The sequence below is a fragment of the Azospirillum baldaniorum genome (assembly GCF_003119195.2).
Taxonomy (GTDB): domain Bacteria; phylum Pseudomonadota; class Alphaproteobacteria; order Azospirillales; family Azospirillaceae; genus Azospirillum; species Azospirillum baldaniorum.
This window is the reverse complement of the sequence record NZ_CP022262.1, coordinates 530,791-553,862: the sequence shown is the minus strand read 5'-3', so window position 1 is coordinate 553,862 and position 23,072 is coordinate 530,791. Positions and strand designations below refer to the sequence as shown.

The window sequence follows — 23,072 nt, the reverse complement described above, 5'->3', positions numbered from 1 at the left end:
CGCCCCCGTGGGTTCGGACTCGGGGCACGACCGGAAAGGCCCTTTCAATTCCATGGTTGCGCACGCCCCGCTGAACGCCGCCGCCCTGCCCGCCTCCACCTTGCCCACCCACGCCGTCCCCGCCTACGCCGTGGAGGTCCGCGGCCTCACCAAGACCTATCAGGCCGCCGGCAAGGCCGGCCCGAAACAAGCCCTTAAGGGCATCGATCTGGCGATTCCCCGCGGGGCGGTGTTCGGGCTGCTGGGGCCGAACGGGGCGGGCAAGTCGACGCTCATCAACATCATGGCCGGGCTGGTCAACAAGACCGGCGGCACGGTGTCGATCTGGGGAACCGACATCGACGCCCATCCGCGCCAAGCGCGGGCGTCGATCGGCGTGGTCCCCCAGGAACTGAACATGGACCCTTTTTTCACCCCTCGGGAAATGCTGGAGCTCCAGGCCGGCCTCTACGGCGTGCCCAAGGCCGAGCGGCGGACCGAGGAGCTGCTGGAGGCCGTGGGGCTGCGCGACAAGGCCGACGCCTACGCCCGGTCGCTGTCGGGCGGCATGAAGCGGCGGCTGATGGTGGCGAAGGCGATGGTCCACACCCCGCCCGTCCTGGTGCTGGACGAGCCGACCGCCGGCGTGGACGTGGAACTGCGCATCCAGTTGTGGGAGCATGTGCGCAAGTTGAACCGCGAGGGCTCGACGGTGCTGCTGACCACTCATTACCTGGAGGAGGCGCAGGAGCTGTGCGACTCCATCGCCATCATCAACCACGGCACGGTGGTGGCCTGCGAGCCGACCGCCACTCTGCTCCGCCGGGTGGACGCCAAGGCGCTGACCGTTCTGGTCGACCGCGACCTGGCCGCCGTGCCGGCGGAACTGTCCGCCTTCACCGCCGAACTGGCCGAGCCGCGGCGCCTGATCGTCCGCTACCAGCCGAGCCGCCAGAGGGTGGACGGCATCCTCGCCGCCCTGGCCGGGGCGGGGCTGGGGGTCGTCGATCTCAGCACCGAGGAATCGGACCTGGAGGACATCTTCCTGCAATTGACCGGCGGCGCGCACGCCCGGAAGGAGATCGCACACGATGCGGCGTAGGCCGGCCGGCCGGATGGCGAAACTGATCGTCGGGATCGGCCTTCTGCTGTCCGGCTGCACCGCGGCCTATCAGCCGATGGGTTTGCCCATGACCCAGCCGGCCCTGACCGACAGCGCCCTGATCGCCGCCGACGGCTTCGAACTGCCGCTGCGGCGCTGGCTGCCCGAGGGCGGGGCGCCGCACGCGGTGGTTCTGGCCCTGCACGGCTACAACGACTACTCCAACGCCTTCGACGGGGCTGGGCGCAGCCTCGCCGCGCGGGGGATCGCCGTCTACGCCTACGACCAGCGCGGCTTCGGCGCCACGCGGAACACCGGCATCTGGCCGGGCACCGACACGCTGGTGGCCGACCTGAAGGCGGCCGTCTCCCAGGTCCACGCCCGCCACCCCGGCCTGCCGGTCCATCTGATGGGCGAGAGCATGGGCGGTGCTGTGGTGCTGGCGGCGATGACCAGCGCGACTCCGCCCGACGTGAACGGCACGATCCTGGTCGCCCCCGCCGTCTGGGGCCGCGACGCGATGGGCTTCTTCCCGCGGGCGCTGCTCTGGCTGAGCTACAACACGGTTCCCGGGATGGTGGTGCACCCGCCGAAGGACCTGAAGATCCAGGCGTCCGACAACATCGAGATGCTGCGGGCGCTGGGCCGCGACCCGCTGGTCATCAAGGGCTCCCGCGTCGACGCGCTGGAGGGGCTGACCGACCTGATGGGCACGGCCCTGGCCGCCTGCGGGCATCTGTCGGTCCCGTCCCTGGTGCTCTACGGCGCCCACGAGGAGGTGTTGCCGAAGACCCCGGTCAACCGCGCGGTCGAGGATTTCGAGTCCGGCGGGCGGCATGTGGTGGCGGTCTATCCCGACGGCTGGCACATGCTGCTGCGCGACCTGAAGGGCCAAGTGGTGGTCAACGACATCGCCGCCTGGATCGAGAACCCCAAGCAGCCCCTGGCGAGCGGCGCCGACCGCAACCGCAGCCTCCTGGCCGCGAAATAAGCGTGGATGGGCGGCCCCGGCGGGGTGTGAAAAAATGTCGAAAGGAGTGTTTGCACTGGCCGAGGCTTTTCGCTATGGTGCGCCTCCGCTGATGATGGACCCGTAGCTCAGCTGGATAGAGCGCTGCCCTCCGAAGGCAGAGGCCGATGGTTCGAATCCATTCGGGTCCGCCAGCGATTTCCCAAGCGCCCCAATAGGTTGGGCGCGCTGGGAAATGCTAAAAATCAAACAAGCACTGATTTCGTGCCGCAACATTGGCACCCTGCACCCCCTGCGAAGTAATTCAACAGAAATGGGGCCAGATCATGGATCAAAACCCTATTTCTATTGACTAAAAAATACCAATTTTCTTGAGAGCTCGATTGGTCTCCAATCCCGCAGCTACGTCATAGAAAAGTAACGTTTATAGATGGGGTCTTGTACATTATTCAAAAGATATAATTTTAGTTTTTGCTTTTCATCATAATTAAATTTTCCCGATTGCAAAACATCCATGCATATAAGGAATTTATGCAGCGGAAAGGCTTTGTTTGCTACTTCACCATGTTTAAAGTACGACATTTCTGGCTTCTCAAATTTTTCTCGAGTCCGAATGTCGTCAAGGTTCTTTATCACAGAAGCAGCGTCGTTGAGCCCACGCTCACTAATCCAACGCTCTACCTGCTGGCAAAAGTCAGGTAATAAACGCAATCGAGGAAGCGTCGCCGCGACTTGTCGCGCAAGATAATGAGTTGAAAGCCACCTATTTTTATTATGGTTGATAAAATTTCTAAGCTCTCCTGGCGCTGAGTACTTTGCATTTATCCAGATAGGTCCAACCAAGTTATGCCTGCGCTCTTTCTCCATCTCATTGGCAAGCCAGCGAATACGATCTGCGCCTTCGCTCTCCCAATCCAGTTTCCAACCTATAAGTACTCGTACGGCAGAAAACATTGATACATCATCAATACAATGCTCACTTGTTAGATAATTTACTATTTGTTTCAATCTATTATCTGAATATCCAAGAGATGAATAATAGCTGAATATATTGTCTCTAACTGCTGGAAAATTCGATAGCAAATCCGGGAGGAATGACTCGATATAGTTATCATTAGTTTTAGAGAACAAGCCAATATATCTTTTCAGCACCTTATCCCAACGACCGCTCCTTGATTCACAGAAAAATTTGTCAAACCTTGCCTGGAGCGCTTCATTAGGAACATTCTGATTATCAGCTTTTGTTTCCTTTATAGCCTCTTCGATTAAATCAAGATTTTTATTCTCATCGGAGAAAAGATACTGCTTTGCTAATTCCGCATTTAGAATCTTTGTTTTTGAGCCATTAAGCCTTAATCCTCTGGCATTTAGTATTTCATCTAGCCGACACAGGAGATGTTTGCATGATTCCTCAGAGTCTGCAGGAATATCAATGTCATCCATCCATCTAACAAAGTTATCATCAGTACACTTTGCAATCTCTTTGTCTAGTTCAAACAAAAAAGCATGTCCAAGCAATCGAGGAGCATCAAAATCCACCTGAGGCAGGCCCCTTCCTGGCGCAGGCAGGTAGTCAGAACGCCAACGAAATTCGTCTAATATATTAAAAAGAATATCCATTATCACCTCTTTTATTTCACCCATTGATGAAATAGAGTTGCGAAGAGACGACAATTCAATATTATCAAAATAATTTGCTACATCAGTCACTAAAAGGAAATTACTTGTTGATGCAAATTCTTGAAGGCGGTTTGCAAATTTCTTATATTGGACAAACCATATATAGTCAGCCTCAATATCTATGCGAGGCTTTTTGTTCTTATGACTTCTACTATAATATGCATTTTTTGAAGGGGCTTTCTTTATTATTGAAGGGCTTATGCATTCAACAATTGTTTGCAGAACAACAGCGTCTTCAGCCGATGGAACAGATAACCGTCGACATATTCCATTAGCCTTCTCAAGTCTAATAGACATTGGCGGCTCAGGACGATATTGTCCGTCGAGAATTCTTTGCCTTAAACTAAGAAGTACAGCTCCTCTGTTTCTATGGAAATCATAATGATCATGAAGATCAATCCAATATTGGCTCCTCATTCCGCCCATTACATATTTTTCCCAGGAAGATTTCATTGCGTTCACAGTAAAAACATCACTAAGATCTTCCCTACGCTGGTCAAGACGGGCAGTGTGTGACGAGCTATGTATGACATAGCTTTTCTTTGTTAAATTATTTGTTTGAGAATGGTTTTTAGAGCTGGTCTGTACCTTTTCCAAAGGTTCGGCAGCATTCTGCTCATTAGTATCGTTCATTGCTCAGTCAGCCACATTACACTTGTTGCGAGAGTGTGTTGCCGCTGAAGTTACCACATCTCACAGAAGTTTCTAGAGGTTCTCTTAAATGCCGTTTTAGAATAACCGACGCTCAGAAAAACGGGTGATGCCACAACCATCACGGCGCTTAAATTGTAATCGTAATGCAAGATTACTATTTAGTTATCAAAATTTAAAACCTTTAAATTTCATTAAAATAAAAATAAAAAAACGGGATTACAATGAATTTTTCCTGAAGATTGCTGAATACGGTAGACTGAATATTTAACATTAATAAATGAAATACTTTAGTGTCATTAACAGTTACAACCATTTTGTTTACATTTGCGCCAAATCGGCTCTAGCCTTCCCGCTCATCAAATACGCAGCCGTGACTCCCGTAACCCCTCCCCACACCACATGGGCGGCCAGCATCAGGCTGTTGCGGGCGCGCGGATGGCGGGTCGCGGGGGTGAGGATGCGCATCGCCGGGATCCAACCGAGATAACTGGCACCCCAGACCGCGAGGCCGTAGCCGATTCCCGTCACCGCCGCCGGTCCGCCAACCCGCTGCGCGACCGCCGGATACAGCGCTCCGGCGGCGGCGCCGTAGCCGTAATGCAGGGCGAGCGTCAGGTCGCGGCGCTCCGGTTCGTCCAGCGCGTCCATCAGTCCGGTCGGGCCGACGACGCGGTCCGTGATCAGGCGCGGCGGCAAGGGGTAACGGTCCTTCTCCGGCAGGGCGCGGAACATCGCGCGCATGGCCGCCGTCATGGCGACGGTGCCGGCCAGTCCGGCGATGGCTCCGGCGACAGGGTGGTTCATGGGAAATGGACCAGAGGTTGTTGTGGGGAGCCTTCAATCAACAGGACCCCGCCTTTCAAGGTTCCTGGCGAGGCTTCGGGGAGAGCGGGGAAACCTCTTGCCTGGCCAAGCGTTGACGGACCAGGGCGTGGCATCAGAATCCGTGGCATCAAAAAAAGGTGCAGCACATGCGTCGCTTCCTGCGGGACAACGGGTTGTCGGTCGCCTTGTTCGGGCTGTTCCTCGTCTCGATCGTCGGGCAGGTGCTGGCCGGATGGCGCACCCTGGCGGAGGAGCTTCGCCTCCACGCCCAGCCACCCGTCGGCTTCCTGGATTACCTGACCACCGGCCATTTCCTGTCGGCGACCTTCGAGAACTGGGAGAGCGAGTTCCTCCAGATGTCGGTCTATGTGCTGCTGACCGCCATCCTGGTCCAGAAGGGCTCCTCGGAATCCAAGAAGCCGGGAGAGGCCAACCCGGAGGACGAGGCGCCCCAGCGGCGGCGCGGCGACCCCGACGCGCCCTGGCCGGTGCACCGGGGCGGCCTGCTGCTGCGGCTCTACTCCCACTCGCTCAGCATCGCGCTGGTGACCCTGTTCGTGATGTCCTTCGTCCTGCATCTGGCGGGCAGCACGCGGCGCTCGAACGAAGAGGCGGCGTGGCACCACCAGCCCACCAAGACCATGGGCGAAACCCTGGCCGATCCGGAATTCTGGTACGAGAGCTTCCAGAACTGGCAGAGCGAGTTCCTGTCCATGGGCGTGCTGGTCGTGCTCGGCATCTATCTGCGCGAGCGCGGCTCCCCCGAATCCAAGCCGGTCGCCGCCCCCAACCGCCAAACCGGCGACTGACCGCCCGGCCCTTCACGACCGGCCTTTTCAGGGGCGTCGGGCGCTCGACTCTCGGGCCGCCTTCGGCCATGGTATCGCCCCGAAGGGAAGAGGCCGCACCACATGTCCGACGAAAAGACCACCGACACGCTCCAGACCGCCACCGACGCCCCCGCGCCCGCCGGGGACGGCAGCGGCCTGTATCTGGTGGACGGGTCGGGCTTCATCTTCCGGGCCTTCCACGCCCTGCCGATGCTGAACCGTCCGGACGGCACGCCGGTGAACGCGGTGCTGGGCTTCTCCAACATGCTGCTAAAGCTGCTGGCCGACCTGAAGGCCTCCGCCGTGGCGGTGGTCTTCGATTCCAAGCGGCTGAACTTCCGCAACGAGTTCTATCCCGAATACAAGGCCCACCGCCCCGAGCCGCCGGAGGAGCTGAAGCCCCAGTTCGCCCTGATCCGCGAGGCGACGGAGGCCTTCTGCCTGCCCTGCCTGGAGTTGGAGGGCTACGAGGCCGACGACCTGATCGCCACCTACGCGCGGCTGGCCAACGAGGCCGGGCGCGAGGTCACCATCGTGTCGTCCGACAAGGACATGATGCAGCTCGTCCGCCCCGGCGTGCGCATGCTCGACCCGCTGAAGAACAAGCCCATCGGCCCCGATGAGGTGTTCGAGAAGTTCGGCGTCGCCCCCGACCGGGTGGTGGACGTGCAGGCGCTGGCCGGCGACAGCGTAGACAACGTGCCGGGCGTGCCGGGCATCGGCGTGAAGACCGCCGCCCAGCTCATCACCGAATACGGCGACCTGGAATCGCTGCTGGCCCGCGCCGGCGAGATCAAGCAGCCGGCCCGCCGCCAGAAGCTGATCGACTTCGCGGAGCAGGCGCGGATCTCCCGCCGCCTCGTCCTGCTGGACGACCACGCCCCGCCGCCGAAGCCGCTGGAGGAGCTGCGCGTCCGCGAGCCCGACCACCAGAAGCTGATCGACTTCCTGCGCGCCCAGGGCTTCCGCACCATCGTCAGCCGCGTCGAGGCGGAGATGCGCAAGGACGGCACCATCGCCGACGGCGCGGTCCCCTCCTCCGCCACCCCGGCGGCGGAGGTCGGCGCGCCACGCAGCCGCCCCGCCCCGCCCACCGACGTGGAGCAGCGCTACGAGCTGGTGCAGGACCTCGACGCCCTGGCCGTCTGGCTGGAGCGCGCCCGCACCACCGGCGTCCTGGCCGTGGACACCGAGACCAACTCGCTGACCCCCGCCACGGCGACGCTGGTCGGCATCTCGCTGGCGACCGAGCCGGGGCTGGCCTGCTACATTCCCCTGGCGCATCAGGCCCCCAACGCCGCGGCCAGCGGGGAGCTGTCCTTCGAGACGCCGGAAGCGCCGAAGCAGATCCCGGCGGAGGACGCGCTGAAGGCCCTGAAGGAGGTGCTGGAGGACCCGGCGATCCTGAAGATCGGGCACAATTTCAAGTTCGACCACCAGCTCTTCGCCCGCCACGGCGTGCGCGTGTCGCCGGTCGATGACAGCATGCTGATCTCCTACGTGCTGGAGGGCGGCGCCCACGGCCACGGCATGGACGAGCTGGCGGAGCTGCACCTCGCCCACACGACCATCCCCTATAAGGAGGTCTGCGGCACCGGGAAGAACCAGATCACCTTCGACCGCGTGCCGCTGGACAAGGCGCTGGCCTACGCCGCGGAGGACGCCGACATCACGCTGCGCCTGTGGCGGGCGCTGAAGCCGCGGCTGGTCGACGAGCGGATGGTCACCGTCTACGAGACGCTGGAACGCCCGCTGGTCCCGGTGATCGCCGACATGGAATCCTGCGGCATCCGCGTGGACCGGGCGGCGCTGGCCCGCCTGTCCCAGGACCTCGCCGTCCGCATGGCGGAGATCGAGAAGGAGGTCCACCAGCACGCCGGGCGCAGCTTCAACATCGGCTCGCCCAAGCAGCTCGGCGAGATCCTGTTCGACGAGATGAAGCTCGGCACCGGCAAGAAGGGCAAGACCGGCGCCTACTCCACCGATTCCAGCGTGCTGGAGGAGCTGGCGGAGCAGGGCCACGTCATCGCCCAGCGCGTGCTCGACTGGCGGCAGCTCGCCAAGCTGAAGAACACCTACACCGACGCGCTCCAGGCCCAGATCGTCGAGGGATCGGAGCGGGTGCACACCGCCTTCGCCATGGCGGCGACCAACACCGGCCGCCTGTCCTCGACCGACCCGAACCTGCAGAACATCCCGGTCCGCACCGAGGAGGGGCGCAAGATCCGCCGCGCCTTCGTCGCGGCACCGGGGCACAAGCTCATCTCCATCGACTATTCGCAGATCGAGCTGCGGCTGGTGGCGGAGATGGCCGACATCGCGGCGCTGAAACAGGCTTTCCAGGACGGCATCGACATTCACGCGGCGACCGCCAGCCAGGTCTTCGGCGTGCCGCTGGACCAGATGACCTCAGAGATCCGGCGCAAGGCCAAGGCGATCAACTTCGGCATCATCTACGGCATTTCCGGCTTCGGGCTGGGCCGCCAGCTCGGCATCGCGCCGGGCGAGGCCAACGCCTTCATCAAGGCCTATTTCGAGCGCTTCCACGAGCTGAAGTTGTGGATGGAGGCGACCAAGGCCTTCGCCCGCCAGAACGGCCATGTGGTGACTCTGTTCGGGCGGCGCTGTTACATCCCCGGCATCCACGACAAGAACGCCGCCCGCCGCGCCTTCGCGGAACGGCAGGCGATCAACGCGCCGATCCAGGGCACCGCCGCCGACATCATGAAGCGCGCCATGGCCCGCGTGCCCGGCGCCCTGAAGGAGGCCGGCTTCGACGAGGTCCGCATGCTGCTCCAGGTGCACGACGAACTGCTGTTCGAGGCGCCGGAGGATCAGGCCGAACGCGCCGCCGCCCTGGTGCGGCAGGTCATGGAGGGGGCCGCGACGCTCGGCGTGCCGCTGGTGGCGGAGGCCGGCATCGGCGGCAACTGGGACGAGGCACACTGAGATGTCCAGCAAGGAAACCAGCGCCAAGGACCCCGTCGACCCCGAATTCGAGGCGCTGATCCGCTACATCCAGGAAAGCCGCGGCCTCGATTTCCGCGGCTACAAGCGCACCAGCCTGCAACGGCGCATCCGCCGCCGGATGGAGGAGGCCGGCTGCGAGGATTTCGCCGCCTATCACGGCCTGCTGGAAGCCGACCCGCAGGAATTCATCCATCTTCTGAACACCGTGCTGATCAACGTGACCTCCTTCTTCCGCGACACCGACTCCTGGGACGTGCTGCGGAAGGACGTCGTCCCGCAGATCCTGGCGCAGCGTTCCGACCGCGATCCTATCCGCATCTGGAGCGCCGGCTGCGCCTCGGGGGAGGAGCCCTATTCCCTCGCCATGCTGCTCGCCGAGGCGTTGGGCAAGGACGCCTTCATCAACCGGGTGAAGATCTATGCCACCGATCTGGACGACGCGGCGCTGAACACCGCCCGGCACGCCATCTACTCGCCGCGTGACGTGGAAAGCGTGCCGCCCCCGTTGCTGGAGCGGTATTTCGAGCGCACCAACAACCACTACGTCTTCCAGCGCGAGCTGCGCAAATGCGTGATCTTCGGGCGGCACAATCTGGTGACCGACGCCCCGATCTCGCGCATCGACCTGCTGGTCTGCCGCAACCTGCTGATCTATCTGGAAAGCGACACCCAGAACATCGTGCTGCCGCGCCTCCACTACGCGCTGACCAGCGATGGCGTCCTGTTCCTCGGCAAGGCGGAGACCCAGCTCGCCCGCTCCAAGATGTTCGAGCCGGTGAACCTGAAGAGCCGCATCTTCCGCAAGGTGCCGCAGGAATGGCGGCGCAGCCTGGGCGGCAGCCTGACCATCGCGCCGGAGCACAACAACCACCGGCAGAGCTTCCAGAGCCGGCTGATGGAAGGCATCGTGGACAGCAGCGCCACCGCCTATCTGTCGGTCAACAGCGACGGCATCCTCGTCTTCGCCAACGCCATGGCCCGGCGCCTTCTCGACGTGGGCGAGATCGACATCGGCCGCCCGTTCCAGGACCTGTCGATCTCCTACCGCCCGGCGGAGCTGCGCTCGCGCATCGAGGAGGTGCAGAAGACGGGGCGCGTGGTGCGCATCGAGCATCAGGAATTCGCCCGTCCGCCGGGCGAGCCGATGCGCCTGAGCATCGAAATCTCCCTGCTCTACGGGCGTGACGGCAAGCCCTTCGCCACGCTGCTCGGCTTCACCGACACCAGCCGGCACTTCCAGGTGCAACAGGAGCTGGAGGCCGCCCAGGAGAGCCTGGAGACGACGATCGAGGAGCTGCAAAGCTCCAACGAGGAGCTGGAGACGACCAACGAGGAGCTTCAGTCCACCAACGAGGAGTTGGAAACCACCAACGAGGAACTCCAGTCCACCAACGAGGAGCTGGAGACCATGAACGAGGAGCTGCGCTCCGCGAACGAGGAGTTGGAGGTCGCCAACGAGGAGCTGCGCCGCCAGGGCGAGGAGTCGGGGGAGTTCCGCCGCTACTCGGAATCGGTTCTGCGCAGCATGGACGTGGGCATCATCGTTCTGGACCAGAATTTGCGCGTGCGCTCCTGGAACCGCTGGGGCGAGAACATGTGGGGCCTGCGCGCCGAGGAGGTGCAGGACGAGGAGTTCCTCGACCTCGACATCGGCCTGCCGGTGCACCGGCTCCGCCTCGATCTGGAGAGGGTCCTGCACAGCGAGGCGCCGCAGACGCCCGTCATGCTGAACGCCGTGGACCGGCGCGGCCGCGCGGTGACCTGCCGGGTCCGGCTCTCCCCGCTGCTGTACGAGGCGCGGGAGGCCCGCGGCGTCGTCCTGATCATCGAGGACGTGACCGAACAGACCCGGACCGAGGCCTTCGCCGGCTATCTCGGGCGGATCATCGGCGAATCCCTGAACGAGGTCTATTTCCTGGACCCGTCCAGCTTCCATTTCCTGCTGGTGAACCGCGGCGCCGAGACCAAGCTGGGCTACAAGCTGGAGCATCTGAAGCAGCTGGCCGTGCACGACCTGATGCCCGAGGTGCCGGCGGAGCGGTTCCGGGCGCTCGTGGCGCCTCTTCTCTCGGGCGACAAGGAGGAGGTGGTCTTCGAGACGGTGATGCAGGGCAGCCAGCGCGGCCCCCATCCGGTCGAGGTCTGCCTTCAGCATTTCGGCGGGGAACAGCCGCCGATCCTCGTCGCCATCGTGCACGACACCACTGAACGCCAGCATCTCGGCGCGGAGGGCGGCGAAAAGGCGGAGGTAGAGTAAGGGGCCGAGTATAAAGGGCGGGTCAGAACCGGTCGGGCGCGCCGCCGCTTCCGGGGTGGAAAGGTGGGCGAATCCACTCCTCGCCCAGGAAGCGGATCAACAACTCCGCGCGCTCGCGCGCCTCGCGCCCGGCCTCGTCCCACCGCTTGGCGGACAGCCCCTGCCCCATGCCCTGCGCCGTCTCGGCAAGGCGCAGGCACAGGGCGGCGCGTTCGTTCAAGGCCCGCAACGCCACCTCGAACGCCTGCTCAACCATGTGAAGCTGCGCCTCCTCCATGCTGTCGGCGCCGTAGCGGTGGCCGATGTGGCAGGTGAAGTAGGGCAGCGTGTCCACCTTGGTCTCCCGGAGCGCCCCTCCGCAATCCGGGCAGGTCAGGGCGGCCGGCCTGTTCAAATTGTACATGCCTTCCATAGGCGCCTCCTTGGATGCCGCGGGCGGTGCGGCGTCCGCATCGCGTTCCGCGGCCAGCCGGCCGAGCAGCGCACCCATGGCCGCCGCCGGCACGCAGTGATCGACCGCGACGTGGTCGAGCGCGCTGCGCGGCATGCCGGGATACCGCGCGTCCGTGGGGTCCTGCACCACGGCGACGCCGCCCCGCCGCTTGATTTCGGCAAGGCCCGCCGTGCCGTCGTTCAACGCCCCCGACAGCACCACGCCGATGACCGCCGGTCCGCAAGCCCGCGCGGCGGACCGGAACAGCGGATCGACGGCAGGCCGGGTGCTGTGCTCGCGCGGCCCGCGCAACAGGCGCAGGCACCGGGGCGCTTCCACCACCAGATGGCAACCCGGCGGCGCCACATGGATGTGGCCGGCGCGGAGCGGCTCCCGGTCGCGGGCGTGGCTGGCCGGAAGCGGCCCGGCCCGGTCGAGGATCGACGGCGCCGCGGTGGGCCGGTCGCCGATGTGCAGGACGATGCACACCGCCGCCGGCAGATCGGGCGGCAGGTCCCGGACCAGGGCTTCCAGCGCCTCCAGCCCGCCCGCCGACGCGCCGATCACGATCAGGGGGCCATCCGTCATGGGACCCCAGCCTTTGCCCGTTCCGCATCGGCTGGAGTTCGTCCCATCAATCCTCTCCTTCCTCGGCCAGGCTGCCCGCCAATTCCTGCCCCTGTTTCGACAGCACCTCCTTCAGCATCGCCACGGTCCGCTCGGCCTCCTGCGCCGACCGGGTCCAGTTGGCCTCGACGGTGGGGTGTCCATGTTCGCGGGCCCGCCCGGCCAGGCGCCGGAACATGATGGCGCGGTCCTGATGGGTGCGCAGGGCGACCCAGATGGCCTGCTCGATCGACTCCCGATGGGACTCGGCCAGCGCCGCGGGACCGTAGGCGTGGCCGACCTTGCAGCGGAAGCGCAGCAACGGCCCGTCCTCGATCTCCACCAGATTGCCGCCGCAATCAGGGCAGCTCAGCGTGCTCGGCTTGCCGACGGAGGCGGTGAGTTCCGGCACCGCGTCGAACTCGTTCTCCGGGACGCGCGCCTCCATCGCGATGTCGTCGGGAACCGGCACCGGGGGGCCGCAAGGTTCGGCCAGCCGGCGGGCCAGCAGCGCCGGCAGGTCGGACAGCGGGGCGCAGGCGTCCACGGAGACATTCCGCATGGCGTTGCGCGGCATGTCCGGCCATTCGGCGTCGTCCGGGTCCTGCACCATCGCCAGCCCGCCGCAGCGCTTCACGGCGCGCAGCCCGGCGGTTCCGTCGTCCAGCGTGCCGGTCAGGATCAGCCCCACCGCCCGCACCCCGTAGGCGACCGCCACCGACCGGAACAGCGGGTCGATGGCCGGACGGCAGCGGTTCTCCCGCGCGCCGCGGCGCACCAGCGCGCAACCGTCCTTGACGAGAAGATGGTGATCGGGCGGGGCGACATGGATCCAGCCCTCCCGCACCGGCTCCCCATCCTCGGGATGGAAGGCGGGAAGCCAGCCGGCGCGCGACAGCAGGACCGGCAGCACGCTGTGCGTGGCGCCGACATGCTGAACGACGAAGACCGTGGCCGTCACATCGCGCGGCATCGCCGCGAACAGCCTCCGCAAGGCGGTGATTCCGCCGGCAGAGGCCCCGATGGCCAGGATGTCCCTCTTATCCATGGGTCGGAAACAACAGTTTGTGTATGCGCTGTGACAACAGGGCGTTGACCAAGAAATTCCGGCTTTGGTCCTATAACTTTTCCACGCGCGCAGTGTTGTGCGGTCTGTGCAATCATTCGTTCCCAGCGAGGGGGAAGCTTGGACAGATCGGCATCCATCCGCGCGGGGAGTGAGACTCGCGAGTCCGAGCGCGAAGTGTTGCTCCAGCGCGTTGCAGAGCTGGACCGGAGCCTGGAACAGGCCCTGGTGACGGCGGAGGACGCCCAGGAGGAAGCCCGCCTTCTCGCGGCCGACCGGATTCAGATCGAAGAGGAAATGACCGCGCAGCGGCATGAGATCGCCGCGTTGCGCGAACGCCTCACCGCGTCGGAAACCCGCCGGGCGGAGCTGCTCGACGCCCTGGCGGATTCCGACCAGCGCTTGAACACGCTCCGCCGGGACGAAACCCATCTGTCGGAAGAACTCCAGACTTCCTACGAGGAGCTTCAGGTCCTCACCGAGGAGCTGGAGGAGGCCAACGCCGCTCTGGAACAGCGGGTCGAGGAGCGCACCGCCCAGCTCACCGAGAGCGAGCGGCGGTTCCGCACCCTGTTCGAGGCGATGGACGAGGGGTTCCTGCTCGCCGATGTCCTGTTCGATGGCGACCGGCCGGTGGACGTCCTCTATCTGGAGATGAACCCCGCGGCACGGCGCATGGCCGGGGAGGATTACGTCGGGCGGCGGATGCGCGAGATCAGCCCGGCCTTCGAGGATTTCTGGTACGAGGTGTTCGGCCGCGCGGCGCGCGACGGGGAACCGACGCGGACGGAGCTGTATGCCGGGCCGCTGGAGAAATGGCTCAGCTTCTACGTCTTCAAGGTCGGCGCCCCCGAGCAGCGCCGCATCGCCGTGATCTTCCGCGACGTGACCGAGCGCAAGCGGACGCAGGAGCAGCTCAGGCAAGCCAAGGAGACGGCGGAGGCGGCGAACCGGGCCAAGACCAAGTTTCTCGCCGCGGCCAGCCACGACCTGCGCCAGCCGATCCAGGCGGCGGCCCTCTACGCCCATGTCCTGCTCGGGTCGGTCGGCTCTGACCCGATCGCCCAGGAATCGCTCAACCGGCTGAAGGCGTCCATCGACAGCCTGAACGGCATGCTGAGCGGCCTTCTCGACCTGTCCCGGCTGGAGGCCGGCGTCATCGAGGTGTCGGTCAGCGACTTCTCGCCCACGGCCCTGATGACCCGTCTGGCCGAGGAGTTCCGCGGCGTGGCCGAGGCCTCGTCCATCGACCTGCGCTGCCGGCCCAGCCGCCTGGCGGTGTGCACCGACCCGCATCTGCTGGAACGGCTGCTGCGCAACCTGCTGTCCAACGCCATCGCGCACGGCCACTCCAAGGAAACGGGCGCCAAGGGGCGGGTGCTGGTGGGCTGCCGCCGCCGGGCGGACGGGGTGGAGTTCCAGGTGTGGGACAACGGGCCGGGCATCCCCGAGGACGCCCGCGAGGCCATCTTCGAGGAGTTCCGCCAGCTCAACAACCCGGAGCGCAACGCCACCCAGGGCTTTGGGTTGGGCCTGTCCATCGTGTCGCGCATCGCCCGCCTGCTGGGAACGGAGGTGACGCTGCGCTCCTGGGTCGGGGTGGGTTCGGTCTTCTCGGTGACGGTGCCCTACGCCCGCAAGCCGGAGGCCGGCGCCGTGGCGGTCCCGGTCGCCAACCGGGAGCCGCGGCTGAAAGGGCGCACGGTGCTGCTGGTGGAGGACGACGAGCAGGTCCGCCGCAGCATGACCATGATGCTGAAACGCTGGGGTCTGAAGGTGGTCGCCGTGTCCTCGGCGGGAGAACTGGCCGCGGCGCTGCCCGGCCTGCGGCGCCCCCATGTGGTGCTGACCGACTACCGTCTGCCGGGCGGCGATTCAGGGCGCTCGGTGGTCGAGCTGGTGCGCCAGCGCTGGCCGGTGCCGGGCATCATCATCACCGGCGACACCGCCCCGGAACGGTTGCGCGAGGCGATGTCGCTCGGTTGCCGCCTGCTGCACAAGCCGGTGCTGCCCGCGGATCTGGCCGGGGCGCTCGGCGAGGTTTTGCCCTCCTGATTTTGCCCTCCTGGGGTTGCGCGCCGACGCGGGGGTGCGACCAATGGTCCCTTGTTCCTTCGGCTTAGCCCGATTAGCCTAACCCCTTGCTCGGATAAAGGGGTTCGCCCGGAACATGCCGGCTTTGTTAGGAAGCATCGGACGCAGGCTGGGCCGCGCCGCCGTGATGGCGGGCGGGGTCGCTTTGCTTCTGCAGCTTCTCGGCTGGGCCTTCCTGATTCCGGTGGCCAACGCCGCGACCGGCGAAACGGTCATGATCTGCACGCCGCAGGGCATGGCCTCCATCGCCCTGCCCGACGGCCCTCCTCCTCAATCCCTGCTTCCGGACGGCAAGCCCACGCTGTCCATGGGCGAGGACTGCCCGGTCTGCGGGCTGGTCGCTGGCCTCACCGCGCCGCCGCCGCTTCTGACGGTGGTGCTGCCGGTCTCCGTCGTCGCCCACAGCTCCATCGGGCTGCCCGGCCAGCACATCGCCGCCGGCTGGTTCCTGTCGCGGCTGAAGGCCCGGGCGCCCCCGGCCCTCGTCTGACCACCCTCGGCACGCGCCTTGTGATCGCCGCGCCCGGCTGTTGAGCCCGGCGGCGCGGCCCTCCCGGCCGTGCCCACACCATTCCTCACGCCAGCCTCCGCACCGCAACCCGCCGGTTCCGATCCCCTGCGCCGATTGTCGCGGGATCGACGGCCGGGCGGAACGGCACGGCTGTGCCGATCTCCCCTCGTCCGATTCGAGAACGAGCGCCTTATGATTTGCCTGTCCACCGCCGCCTCCGCGGCGAACGCCCCCCGCTTGTCCAACCGCCTCCTCGCCTCCACCGCCCTTCTGACGGCGGTCCTCGCCGCGCTGAGCGCGCTGCCGGCCCAGGCACAGACCCCGCAGGCCCTGCCCGCCGTCCCGGTCGAGACGGAGACAGCACCCGCCGCCACGGTGCCGGAGAAGGGGCTGTCCCGGCCGCTCGGCGCCGGCACGCTCGACGCCGCCGAGATCGCCAGTCGCAAGCTCGCCAGCCCGGACGCCGCGGCGCTTCTGCGCAGCCTGCCGGGCGTGTCGCTCTACAGCGCGGGCGGCTTCTCCAGCCTGCCGGCGCTGAACGGTCTGGCCGACGACCGCGTGCGCGTCCAGCTCGACGGCATGCCGATGACCGCCGCCTGCGCCAACCACATGAACGCGCCGCTGTCCTACGCCGACCCCGCCGTCATCGGCGCCATCGAGGCCATCGCCGGCGTCACCCCGGTCAGCAAGGGCGGCGACAGCATCGCCGGCACCGTCGCGGTGACCAGCAAGCCCCCCGTCTACGCCCAGCCCGGCGAGCCCATCCACGGCGAGGGCAGCCTGTCCACCGTCTACCGCTCGAACGGCAACGGCACCACCCTGTCCGGCACCGCCACCGCGGCGACCGAGCGGTTCAGCCTGCGCTACACCGGCGCCTGGAGCCGTGCGGACGATTACGAGGACGGCAATGGGGACAAGGTCCGCTCCACCCTCTACAACGTGCAGAACCACGCGCTGTCGGCCAGCGCGCGCAGGGACGGGCACGAGATCACCCTGTCCGGCGGCTATCAGTATTCGCCCTATTCCGGCTTCGCGAACCAGCGCATGGACATGACGCTGAACCGCGGCACCACCCTGAACGGCCATTACAAGGGTGAATTCGACTGGGGCACCCTGGACGGCCGGGCCTTCTGGCAGCGCACCGTCCACGCCATGAACTTCCTGCACGACAAGGGCGGCGCCGACCGCGGCGGCATGCCGATGAACACGGACTCGCACGAGATGGGCTACGCCGTCTCGGCGGAGGTGCCGCTGTCGGCGCAGGACACGCTGCGCGTCGGCAACGAGCTGGTCCGCTACCGCATCGACGACTGGTGGCCGCCGGTCGCCGGGGCGGCGATGATGTCGCCGCTGACCTTCGTGAACCTGAACGACGCGCGGCGCGACCGGCTGGGCACCTTCGCCGAGTGGGAGAAGCGCTGGACCCCGGCCTGGACCTCGCTGCTCGGCGTGCGCAACGACGTGGTGTGGATGGAGAACGGACCGGTACAGCCCTATTCCTGGGCCAACACAATCGGCATGGGCATGATGGGCATGGCAAACCCGGACGCGGCGGCGGCGCGGGCCTTCAACCGGGGAGACCGCTCCAAGACGGACGTGAACATGGACGCCACGGCGCTGCTCCGCTTCGCGCCGTCCGCCTCGGAACGCTACGAGCTGGGCTTCGCCCGCAAGACCCGCTCGCCCAACCTGTACGAGCGGTTCGCCTGGGGCACCGGGGGCATGTCCTCCACGATGATCGGCTGGTACGGCGACGCCAACGGCTATGTCGGCAACCCGGACCTGAAGCCGGAAACCGCCTACACGGTCGGCGCCACCGCCGCCTGGCAGGACGCCGAGGCCAAGCGCTGGTCGGTCAAGGTCACGCCCTATTATTCACACGTCGAGAACTTCATCGACGCCGACCGCATCGGCACCCTGTCGAACGGCTTCGTCCAGCTGCGCTTCGCCAACCACACGGCGGAGCTGTACGGCATCAACGCCGAGGGCCGCAGCATCGTCCACCAGGACGAGCGCCTGGGCGAGTTCACGGTGGGCGCCGTGGTCAGCTACGTCCGCGGCCGCAACCTCGACACCGGACGCGACCTCTATCACATCATGCCGCTGAACGGGACGATCGACCTCGGCCACCGGCTGGGCGACTGGAGCAGCGTCCTGGAGTTCCAGATGGTCGGGCGCAAGTTCCTGGTCGATTCCGGGCGGAACGAGCCGGAAACCCCCAGCTACGCCCTGGTCAACCTGCGCACCAGCTACGTCTGGGGCAACCTGCGCGCCGACGTCGGGATCGAGAACCTGTTCGACGCCCAGTATTACCTGCCGCTGGGCGGCGTCGATTACGGCGATTTCCGCGCCAGCGGCAACCGCCAGCCGATCGGCGCGCTGGCCGGCATGGGGCGGTCCTTCAACCTCGGCCTGACCATGGCCTTCTGATGGAGGCCGGCTGACGAGGCCCCCGCCTTGCGCGCGATCCGCCTGCATGAGCGTCCCCAGCCGGCCCGCCGGCCGCTGGGGGCGCTCGCCCTGTCCGGGACGCTGCACGCCGGCGTCCTGGCCGTCCTCCTGTCCGCCGCCGGAGCGGCCCCCGGCACGGTCACGGAGGAGACCGGCGCCGTCAGCCTCAACGACACCATCACCCCGGTGATCGAGGTGATGTTGGTGGCGTCCGAGGCGGACAGCAGCCCGCCGCCGGCAGCGGCCGCCGAACCCGAGAGCGAGCCGGAAAGCGAGCCGCAGCAGGACCCCGTGTCGGAACCGGAACCGGAGCCCATCCCCGAACCGGCCCCCCCGGTGGCGGAACCGCCCCCGGACCCCGCACCGGAACCTATCCCTCCACCACCACCCAAGCCGCTGCCAAAGCCAGCGCTGAAGCCGCCCGTCAAGGCGGCGCCGAAACCGCAGGCCGCTCCCGGTCCGAACCCATCACCGACGCCGCCCGCCGAAGCCGGAGCCGGCCGCAACGCGGCGGCGGCGGTCGAGCCAGTCTCGGCGAGCCGGGGCGCGATGGTGGATTACGGGGCGCAGGTCTGGGCCTGGATCGGGCGGCACAAGCCGGAGAAGGTGGTCGGCGGCGGGCAGGCCACCGTCAAGCTGACCCTCGGCACGGCGGGCGAGGTGCTCGACGCCTCCATCCTGGCGTCGAGCGGCGACGAGGCGCTGGACCGGGCGGCCCTGGCCGCGGTGCGCAAGGCGTCGCCCTTCCCCACCCCGCCGCCCGGCCTGACGGCGGAGGACCGCGTGTTCTCCGTGCCCTTCCTGTTCCGGCCGCGGTGACTCCCGCACGCCGGAAGCGGCGCTCAACCCTGCCCACCCCCACTTCCCGTTTGCGCTTTGCGGCTCCACGTAGGATAAAGCGCCCCAATTCCCGAGATTTCCGACGGCGAGCACCCCCATGGGCTTCAATTGCGGCATCGTCGGCCTGCCGAACGTCGGCAAGTCGACCCTGTTCAACGCGCTGACCGCCACCCAGGCGGCCGAGGCGGCGAACTTCCCCTTCTGCACCAAGGAGCCGAACGTCGGCCGCGTCGGCGTGCCCGACCCGCGGCTGGACAAGCTGGCGGCCATCGCCAAGTCGCAGAAGATCATCCCGACCCAGCTCGAATTCGTCGACATCGCCGGCCTGATCCGCGGCGCCTCGAAGGGTGAAGGGCTGGGCAACCAGTTCCTCGCCAACATCCGCGAGGTGGACGCCATCGTCCACGTCCTGCGCTGCTTCGAGGACGACGACGTCACCCACGTGGAAGGCAACGTCGATCCCCTGCGCGACGCCGAGGTGGTCGAGACGGAGCTGATGCTCGCCGACATGGAGAGCCTGGAGCGCCAGCTCACCAGCCTCCAGAAGAAGGCCAAGGGCGGCGACAAGGATTCCAAGATCAAGGCCGATCTGATGGAGCGCGCGCTGAAGGTCCTCCAGGACGGCAAGCCGGCCCGCGTCGTCGAGGTCAGCGAGGAGGAGAAGCCGGTCTTCAAGCAGTTCATGCTGCTGACCGCCAAGCCCGTCCTCTACGTCTGCAACGTCGAGGAGGCGTCTGCCGCCACCGGCAACAGCCTGACCGCCAAGGTCGCCGAGAAGGCCAAGGCCGAGAACGCCGGCATGGTCGTCATCTCCGCGGCCATCGAGGCGGAGGTCGCCCAGCTCTCCGACGCCGCCGAGAAGCAGGAATTCCTGGAATCCCTCGGCCTGGAGGAGACCGGTCTCAACAAGCTGATCCGCGCCGGCTTCCAGCTTCTCGACCTCATCACCTTCTTCACCGTCGGCCCGAAGGAAGCCCGCGCCTGGACCGTGCGCCGCGGCGCCAAGGCCCCGGAAGCGGCGGGCGTCATCCACACCGATTTCGAGCGCGGCTTCATCCGGGCCGAGACCATCGACTTCGACAGCTACGTCACGCTGGGTGGCGAGCAGGGCGCCAAGGACAACGGCAAGATGCGCCAGGAAGGCAAGGAATACGTCGTCAATGACGGCGACATCTTCCATTTCCGCTTCAACGTTTGATTGGGCAGCCGCGAAACCCTTCTCCTCTCCGGGGGAGAAGGGTTAACGCCTCCCAATCTTATCACCGCCGAGAAATCCGTTAACTCTTTCGTAAATCTAGAAAAACCGCTTAAATACCCCTGAGATATGGTTAACAAGCCTCGCTTCGGCTGTTAAGTCCACTGGAATGGGCGACAACCGAGGGCTGGACCGGAGGGGATATGGCGGTGAACCAGAACGCGACCGCCGCGCCGGGTGCCATCGCGCCGGGTGCCGGCACCTTCTCCGACCGCGTGCGCGACGCCATCCGACACGGCGAGCTGCGCTTGGCCTTCCAGCCGCAGGCCGACACCCACAGCGGGCGGCTGACCGGGTTCGAGGCGCTGTCGCGCTGGCGGCTCGACGACGGCACGGTGATCCCCCCTGACGTCTTCATCCCGATGGCGGAAACCAGCGACGCCATCAACATCCTGGGCGAATGGACGGTGCGCCGCGCCTGCGAGACCGCCGCAGGCTGGATGCAGGACGGCGTCGCCGATGTACCGGTGGCGGTGAACCTGTCGGCGCGGCAATTGGAAGACCCCGGCTTCGCCCGCACCGTTCTGGGCATCCTCGCCGAAACCGGCCTGCCCGCCGCCAACCTGAAGCTGGAACTCACCGAAACCGCCCTGTTCGAGCACAGCGAGTCCTCGCGCGAGGTGTTGACGCAGTTGCGCGGCGCCGGGGTGCGGCTGGTGCTGGACGATTTCGGGACGGGCTATTCCTCGCTGTCCCTGCTGCGCCGCGTGCCGGTGGAGGCGCTGAAGATCGACAAGCACTTCACACAGGCGATGGTGCAGGACCGCGACGCCGCCGCCATCGTGCGCGCCATCATCGACCTCGCCCACGCGCTGGGGATGCAGGCGATCGCCGAGGGGGTGGAGACCAACGACGAGCTTCTCTACCTGCGCGCCTACCGCTGCGACCGCATCCAGGGCTATCTTCTGGCCAAGCCCCTGGACACGGCGCAGGTCCCCGACTTCATCCGACGGCTCGCCGCGACGCCGACAGGCGGATGACCCGCTCCGTCTCGTCCCATTCGGTCAGCTCCGCGGCCTCGTCGATGGTGACCCAGCGCGCCTCCAGGGCATCGTCGGCGCACACCGCCTCGCCCTCCGGGCTCTCCGCCGCCACCTCGACGATGGTGTAGTGGTACTGGACAACCCCGGTATCGTCGAGCGTCATGGCGTCCACCACCGTGACCACCTCCGTCGGCACGACGTGCAGGCCGGTTTCCTCCAGCACCTCGCGCACCGCCGTCTCGAACACCGTCTCGCCCACCGACTGGGCGCCGCCGGGCAGGCTCCACTGACCCATCCGCGGCGGGCGGCCCCGGCGGATCAGCAGCACCCGGTCGCCGCGCCACACCACGGCGCCCACCCCCACCCAGGGACGGTCGGGGTATTCGCGGCCGGAACGGTCTGCGGGGGGAGTGGTGCACATGGTTGCTCCTCGTTGCGCTTGACCCGACGCTAACCCAGGGGGACAGTCGGATACCAGTGGCCAAGAGGCCGAGCGACCCGCCACCCTGGACAGCGAGCCCCGGACGCCGCCATGAAGCTCAACGAGATCCGCACCTTCGTCGCCGTGGCCGAGGCCCAGTCGGTGCAGGAGGCCGCGCACCGGCTGGGGCTGACCCAGTCCGCCGTCTCCCGCCTGATCCAGCGGCTGGAGGCGGAGCTTGGCGTGTCCCTGTTCGACCGCCAGACCAAGCCGCTGGCCCTGACCCGCGACGGCGAGATGGCGCTGGCCCACGCGCACCGGGTGCTGAAGGCGACGGACGAGCTGTCGGACGCCTTCGCCGGGGCCGCCCAGCCCCAGGGGCTGCTGCGGCTGGGGGTGGCCCATGTGCTGACCTCCATCGCCGCACACCATCCGCTGGACCGGCTGCGCGCCGCCTTCCCCGGCCTGACCGTCCGCCTGCATTCGGACTGGAGCACGCCGCTGGTCGAGCAGGTGCGCAACGGCACGCTGGACGGCGCGCTGGTGCTGACCCACGACGCCCAGACGCCCCCGGACGACCTGGACGCCGTCTGCATCTCGCGCGAGCCCGTGCGGGTCGTCGCGTCGGCCGAGCTGGCCGGGCAGCGGGACTGGACGCTGCCGGCGATGAACGCCGTGGGCTGGGTGCTCCAGCCCGATGGCTGCCAGTACCGGACCGCCATGAGCCGCGCGATGGCCCAGCACGGCCCGGCGCTGAACGTCACGGTGGAGGGGTTCGACCAGTCGCTTCTGCTGTCGCTGGTCGCCCGCGGCGTCGGATTCGGGCTGGCCCCGCTGCGGCTGATCGCCCCGACCCTGCACGCCGCCCAGGTGCGGCCTCTGGAGACCCCCGACTTTGCGCTGACCGTCGCGGTGTGGCTGCTGCGCGGCCGCTTCACCGGGCGCATCGGTCCCGTCTTCGACGTGCTGGAGGACAGCCTGCTGGACCTGCTGCCCCCGGCGGAAGAGGCGCCTTTGCCCCTGCCCTGCCATTCCGCGGCCGAATAACCTTCTTTCCCATTGTGAATTTGATGCACGCCCGGCGCACGCTTATCGTGTGACCCTGATGAGACGCGGGCCAGCGTTGCCGCACCGGCCACAGCCCG

At 66.2% G+C, this 23,072-nt stretch carries 17 protein-coding genes and 1 tRNA gene; 13 read left to right on the top strand and 5 right to left on the bottom strand.

Annotated features, from left to right (window positions below):
* Positions 1-52: 52 nt before the first annotated feature.
* From Sp245p_RS33890 to Sp245p_RS33880, 3 genes are all read left to right on the top strand, one after another.
* Positions 53-1,081, top strand: a complete 1,029-nt coding sequence (locus Sp245p_RS33890) for an ABC transporter ATP-binding protein (RefSeq protein WP_014199831.1) — start codon at positions 53-55, stop codon at positions 1,079-1,081.
* The gene (locus Sp245p_RS33885; protein ID WP_041814310.1) at positions 1,071-2,072 is read left to right on the top strand and encodes an alpha/beta hydrolase; all 1,002 of its coding nucleotides are present in this window, start codon (positions 1,071-1,073) and stop codon (positions 2,070-2,072) included. The genes Sp245p_RS33890 and Sp245p_RS33885 overlap by 11 nt, the downstream gene beginning before the upstream one ends.
* A 96-nt stretch (positions 2,073-2,168) precedes the next feature.
* Positions 2,169-2,245: transfer RNA gene (locus Sp245p_RS33880), tRNA-Arg, on the top strand.
* Positions 2,246-2,453: 208 nt separating this feature from the next.
* Here Sp245p_RS33880 and Sp245p_RS33875 read toward each other — a convergent pair.
* The gene (locus Sp245p_RS33875) at positions 2,454-4,364 is read right to left on the bottom strand and encodes an RNA-directed DNA polymerase (protein WP_109139344.1); all 1,911 of its coding nucleotides are present in this window, start codon (positions 4,362-4,364) and stop codon (positions 2,454-2,456) included.
* A 339-nt stretch (positions 4,365-4,703) separates the two neighbouring features.
* A complete protein-coding gene (locus Sp245p_RS33870) occupies positions 4,704-5,189 on the bottom strand; it encodes a conserved membrane protein of unknown function (protein WP_014199825.1) in 486 nt (161 codons plus the stop codon).
* A 167-nt stretch (positions 5,190-5,356) separates the two neighbouring features.
* Here Sp245p_RS33870 and Sp245p_RS33865 point away from each other — a divergent pair, with 167 nt between their 5' ends.
* From Sp245p_RS33865 to Sp245p_RS33855, 3 genes are all read left to right on the top strand, one after another.
* Entirely contained in the window at positions 5,357-6,019 is a 663-nt protein-coding gene (locus tag Sp245p_RS33865) for a DUF6766 family protein (protein ID WP_014199824.1), read from the top strand.
* A gap of 102 nt (positions 6,020-6,121) precedes the next feature.
* Positions 6,122-8,989, top strand: coding sequence for a DNA polymerase I (gene polA / locus Sp245p_RS33860; RefSeq protein ID WP_014199823.1), 2,868 nt, complete (start codon positions 6,122-6,124; stop codon positions 8,987-8,989).
* A 1-nt stretch (position 8,990) separates the two neighbouring features.
* Positions 8,991-11,267, top strand: a complete 2,277-nt coding sequence (locus Sp245p_RS33855; protein ID WP_014199822.1) for a CheR family methyltransferase — start codon at positions 8,991-8,993, stop codon at positions 11,265-11,267.
* A 22-nt stretch (positions 11,268-11,289) separates the two neighbouring features.
* Here Sp245p_RS33855 and Sp245p_RS33850 read toward each other — a convergent pair whose 3' ends face one another.
* Together Sp245p_RS33850 and Sp245p_RS33845 are read right to left on the bottom strand one after the other, a co-directional pair.
* Positions 11,290-12,288: a chemotaxis protein CheB gene (locus Sp245p_RS33850; RefSeq protein ID WP_014199821.1), complete on the bottom strand. Its 999-nt coding sequence runs from the start codon at positions 12,286-12,288 to the stop codon at positions 11,290-11,292.
* 46 nt (positions 12,289-12,334) lie between these two features.
* Positions 12,335-13,354, bottom strand: coding sequence for a chemotaxis protein CheB (locus Sp245p_RS33845; protein WP_014199820.1), 1,020 nt, complete (start codon positions 13,352-13,354; stop codon positions 12,335-12,337).
* Between the two features lie 195 nt (positions 13,355-13,549).
* On the opposite strand from Sp245p_RS33845, the gene Sp245p_RS33840 reads away from it, so the two are divergent.
* The 6 genes from Sp245p_RS33840 to Sp245p_RS33815 all read left to right on the top strand — a co-directional run bounded on the left by Sp245p_RS33840 (position 13,550) and on the right by Sp245p_RS33815 (position 21,503).
* Positions 13,550-15,427 (top strand): ATP-binding response regulator, encoded by a 1,878-nt coding sequence (locus Sp245p_RS33840; protein WP_420867255.1) that lies wholly within the window; start codon positions 13,550-13,552, stop codon positions 15,425-15,427.
* 115 nt (positions 15,428-15,542) lie between these two features.
* Complete coding sequence (locus tag Sp245p_RS33835) at positions 15,543-15,956, top strand: DUF2946 family protein (protein WP_109139310.1); 414 nt, start codon at positions 15,543-15,545, stop codon at positions 15,954-15,956.
* A 213-nt stretch (positions 15,957-16,169) separates the two neighbouring features.
* Positions 16,170-18,407 (top strand): TonB-dependent receptor, encoded by a 2,238-nt coding sequence (locus Sp245p_RS33830; protein WP_014199817.1) that lies wholly within the window; start codon positions 16,170-16,172, stop codon positions 18,405-18,407.
* Positions 18,408-18,434: 27 nt separating this feature from the next.
* Complete coding sequence (locus tag Sp245p_RS33825; RefSeq protein WP_014199816.1) at positions 18,435-19,247, top strand: energy transducer TonB family protein; 813 nt, start codon at positions 18,435-18,437, stop codon at positions 19,245-19,247.
* 118 nt (positions 19,248-19,365) lie between these two features.
* Positions 19,366-20,466, top strand: coding sequence for a redox-regulated ATPase YchF (gene ychF / locus Sp245p_RS33820; RefSeq protein ID WP_014199815.1), 1,101 nt, complete (start codon positions 19,366-19,368; stop codon positions 20,464-20,466).
* Positions 20,467-20,666: 200 nt separating this feature from the next.
* Positions 20,667-21,503 carry a putative bifunctional diguanylate cyclase/phosphodiesterase gene (locus Sp245p_RS33815; RefSeq protein ID WP_014199814.1) on the top strand — a complete coding sequence of 279 codons (837 nt, stop codon included), beginning with the start codon at positions 20,667-20,669 and terminating at the stop codon, positions 21,501-21,503.
* Here the strand turns inward: Sp245p_RS33815 and Sp245p_RS33810 are convergent.
* On the bottom strand, positions 21,466-21,927 hold the full coding sequence (locus Sp245p_RS33810) for an NUDIX hydrolase (RefSeq protein ID WP_014199813.1): 462 nt from the start codon (positions 21,925-21,927) through the stop codon (positions 21,466-21,468). The genes Sp245p_RS33815 and Sp245p_RS33810 overlap by 38 nt on opposite strands.
* A 111-nt stretch (positions 21,928-22,038) precedes the next feature.
* On the opposite strand from Sp245p_RS33810, the gene Sp245p_RS33805 reads away from it, so the two are divergent.
* Positions 22,039-22,974: a LysR family transcriptional regulator gene (locus Sp245p_RS33805; RefSeq protein ID WP_014199812.1), complete on the top strand. Its 936-nt coding sequence runs from the start codon at positions 22,039-22,041 to the stop codon at positions 22,972-22,974.
* Positions 22,975-23,072 lie beyond the last annotated feature (98 nt).

Excerpts from the sequence above, each read along its gene's own strand:
- ychF (WP_014199815.1), top strand. The coding sequence starts at position 19,366 with ATGGGCTTCAATTGCGGCATCGTCGGCCTGCCGAACGTCGGCAAGTCG.
- Sp245p_RS33805 (WP_014199812.1), top strand. The coding sequence starts at position 22,039 with ATGAAGCTCAACGAGATCCGCACCTTCGTCGCCGTGGCCGAGGCCCAG.
- Sp245p_RS33885 (WP_041814310.1), top strand. The coding sequence starts at position 1,071 with ATGCGGCGTAGGCCGGCCGGCCGGATGGCGAAACTGATCGTCGGGATC.
- Sp245p_RS33845 (WP_014199820.1), bottom strand. The coding sequence starts at position 13,354 with ATGGATAAGAGGGACATCCTGGCCATCGGGGCCTCTGCCGGCGGAATC.
- Sp245p_RS33875 (WP_109139344.1), bottom strand. The coding sequence starts at position 4,364 with ATGAACGATACTAATGAGCAGAATGCTGCCGAACCTTTGGAAAAGGTA.
- Sp245p_RS33865 (WP_014199824.1), top strand. The coding sequence starts at position 5,357 with ATGCGTCGCTTCCTGCGGGACAACGGGTTGTCGGTCGCCTTGTTCGGG.
- Sp245p_RS33890 (WP_014199831.1), top strand. The coding sequence starts at position 53 with ATGGTTGCGCACGCCCCGCTGAACGCCGCCGCCCTGCCCGCCTCCACC.
- Sp245p_RS33870 (WP_014199825.1), bottom strand. The coding sequence starts at position 5,189 with ATGAACCACCCTGTCGCCGGAGCCATCGCCGGACTGGCCGGCACCGTC.
- polA (WP_014199823.1), top strand. The coding sequence starts at position 6,122 with ATGTCCGACGAAAAGACCACCGACACGCTCCAGACCGCCACCGACGCC.
- Sp245p_RS33850 (WP_014199821.1), bottom strand. The coding sequence starts at position 12,288 with ATGACGGATGGCCCCCTGATCGTGATCGGCGCGTCGGCGGGCGGGCTG.
- Sp245p_RS33830 (WP_014199817.1), top strand. The coding sequence starts at position 16,170 with ATGATTTGCCTGTCCACCGCCGCCTCCGCGGCGAACGCCCCCCGCTTG.
- Sp245p_RS33810 (WP_014199813.1), bottom strand. The coding sequence starts at position 21,927 with ATGTGCACCACTCCCCCCGCAGACCGTTCCGGCCGCGAATACCCCGAC.
- Sp245p_RS33835 (WP_109139310.1), top strand. The coding sequence starts at position 15,543 with ATGCCGGCTTTGTTAGGAAGCATCGGACGCAGGCTGGGCCGCGCCGCC.
- Sp245p_RS33815 (WP_014199814.1), top strand. The coding sequence starts at position 20,667 with ATGGCGGTGAACCAGAACGCGACCGCCGCGCCGGGTGCCATCGCGCCG.
- Sp245p_RS33855 (WP_014199822.1), top strand. The coding sequence starts at position 8,991 with ATGTCCAGCAAGGAAACCAGCGCCAAGGACCCCGTCGACCCCGAATTC.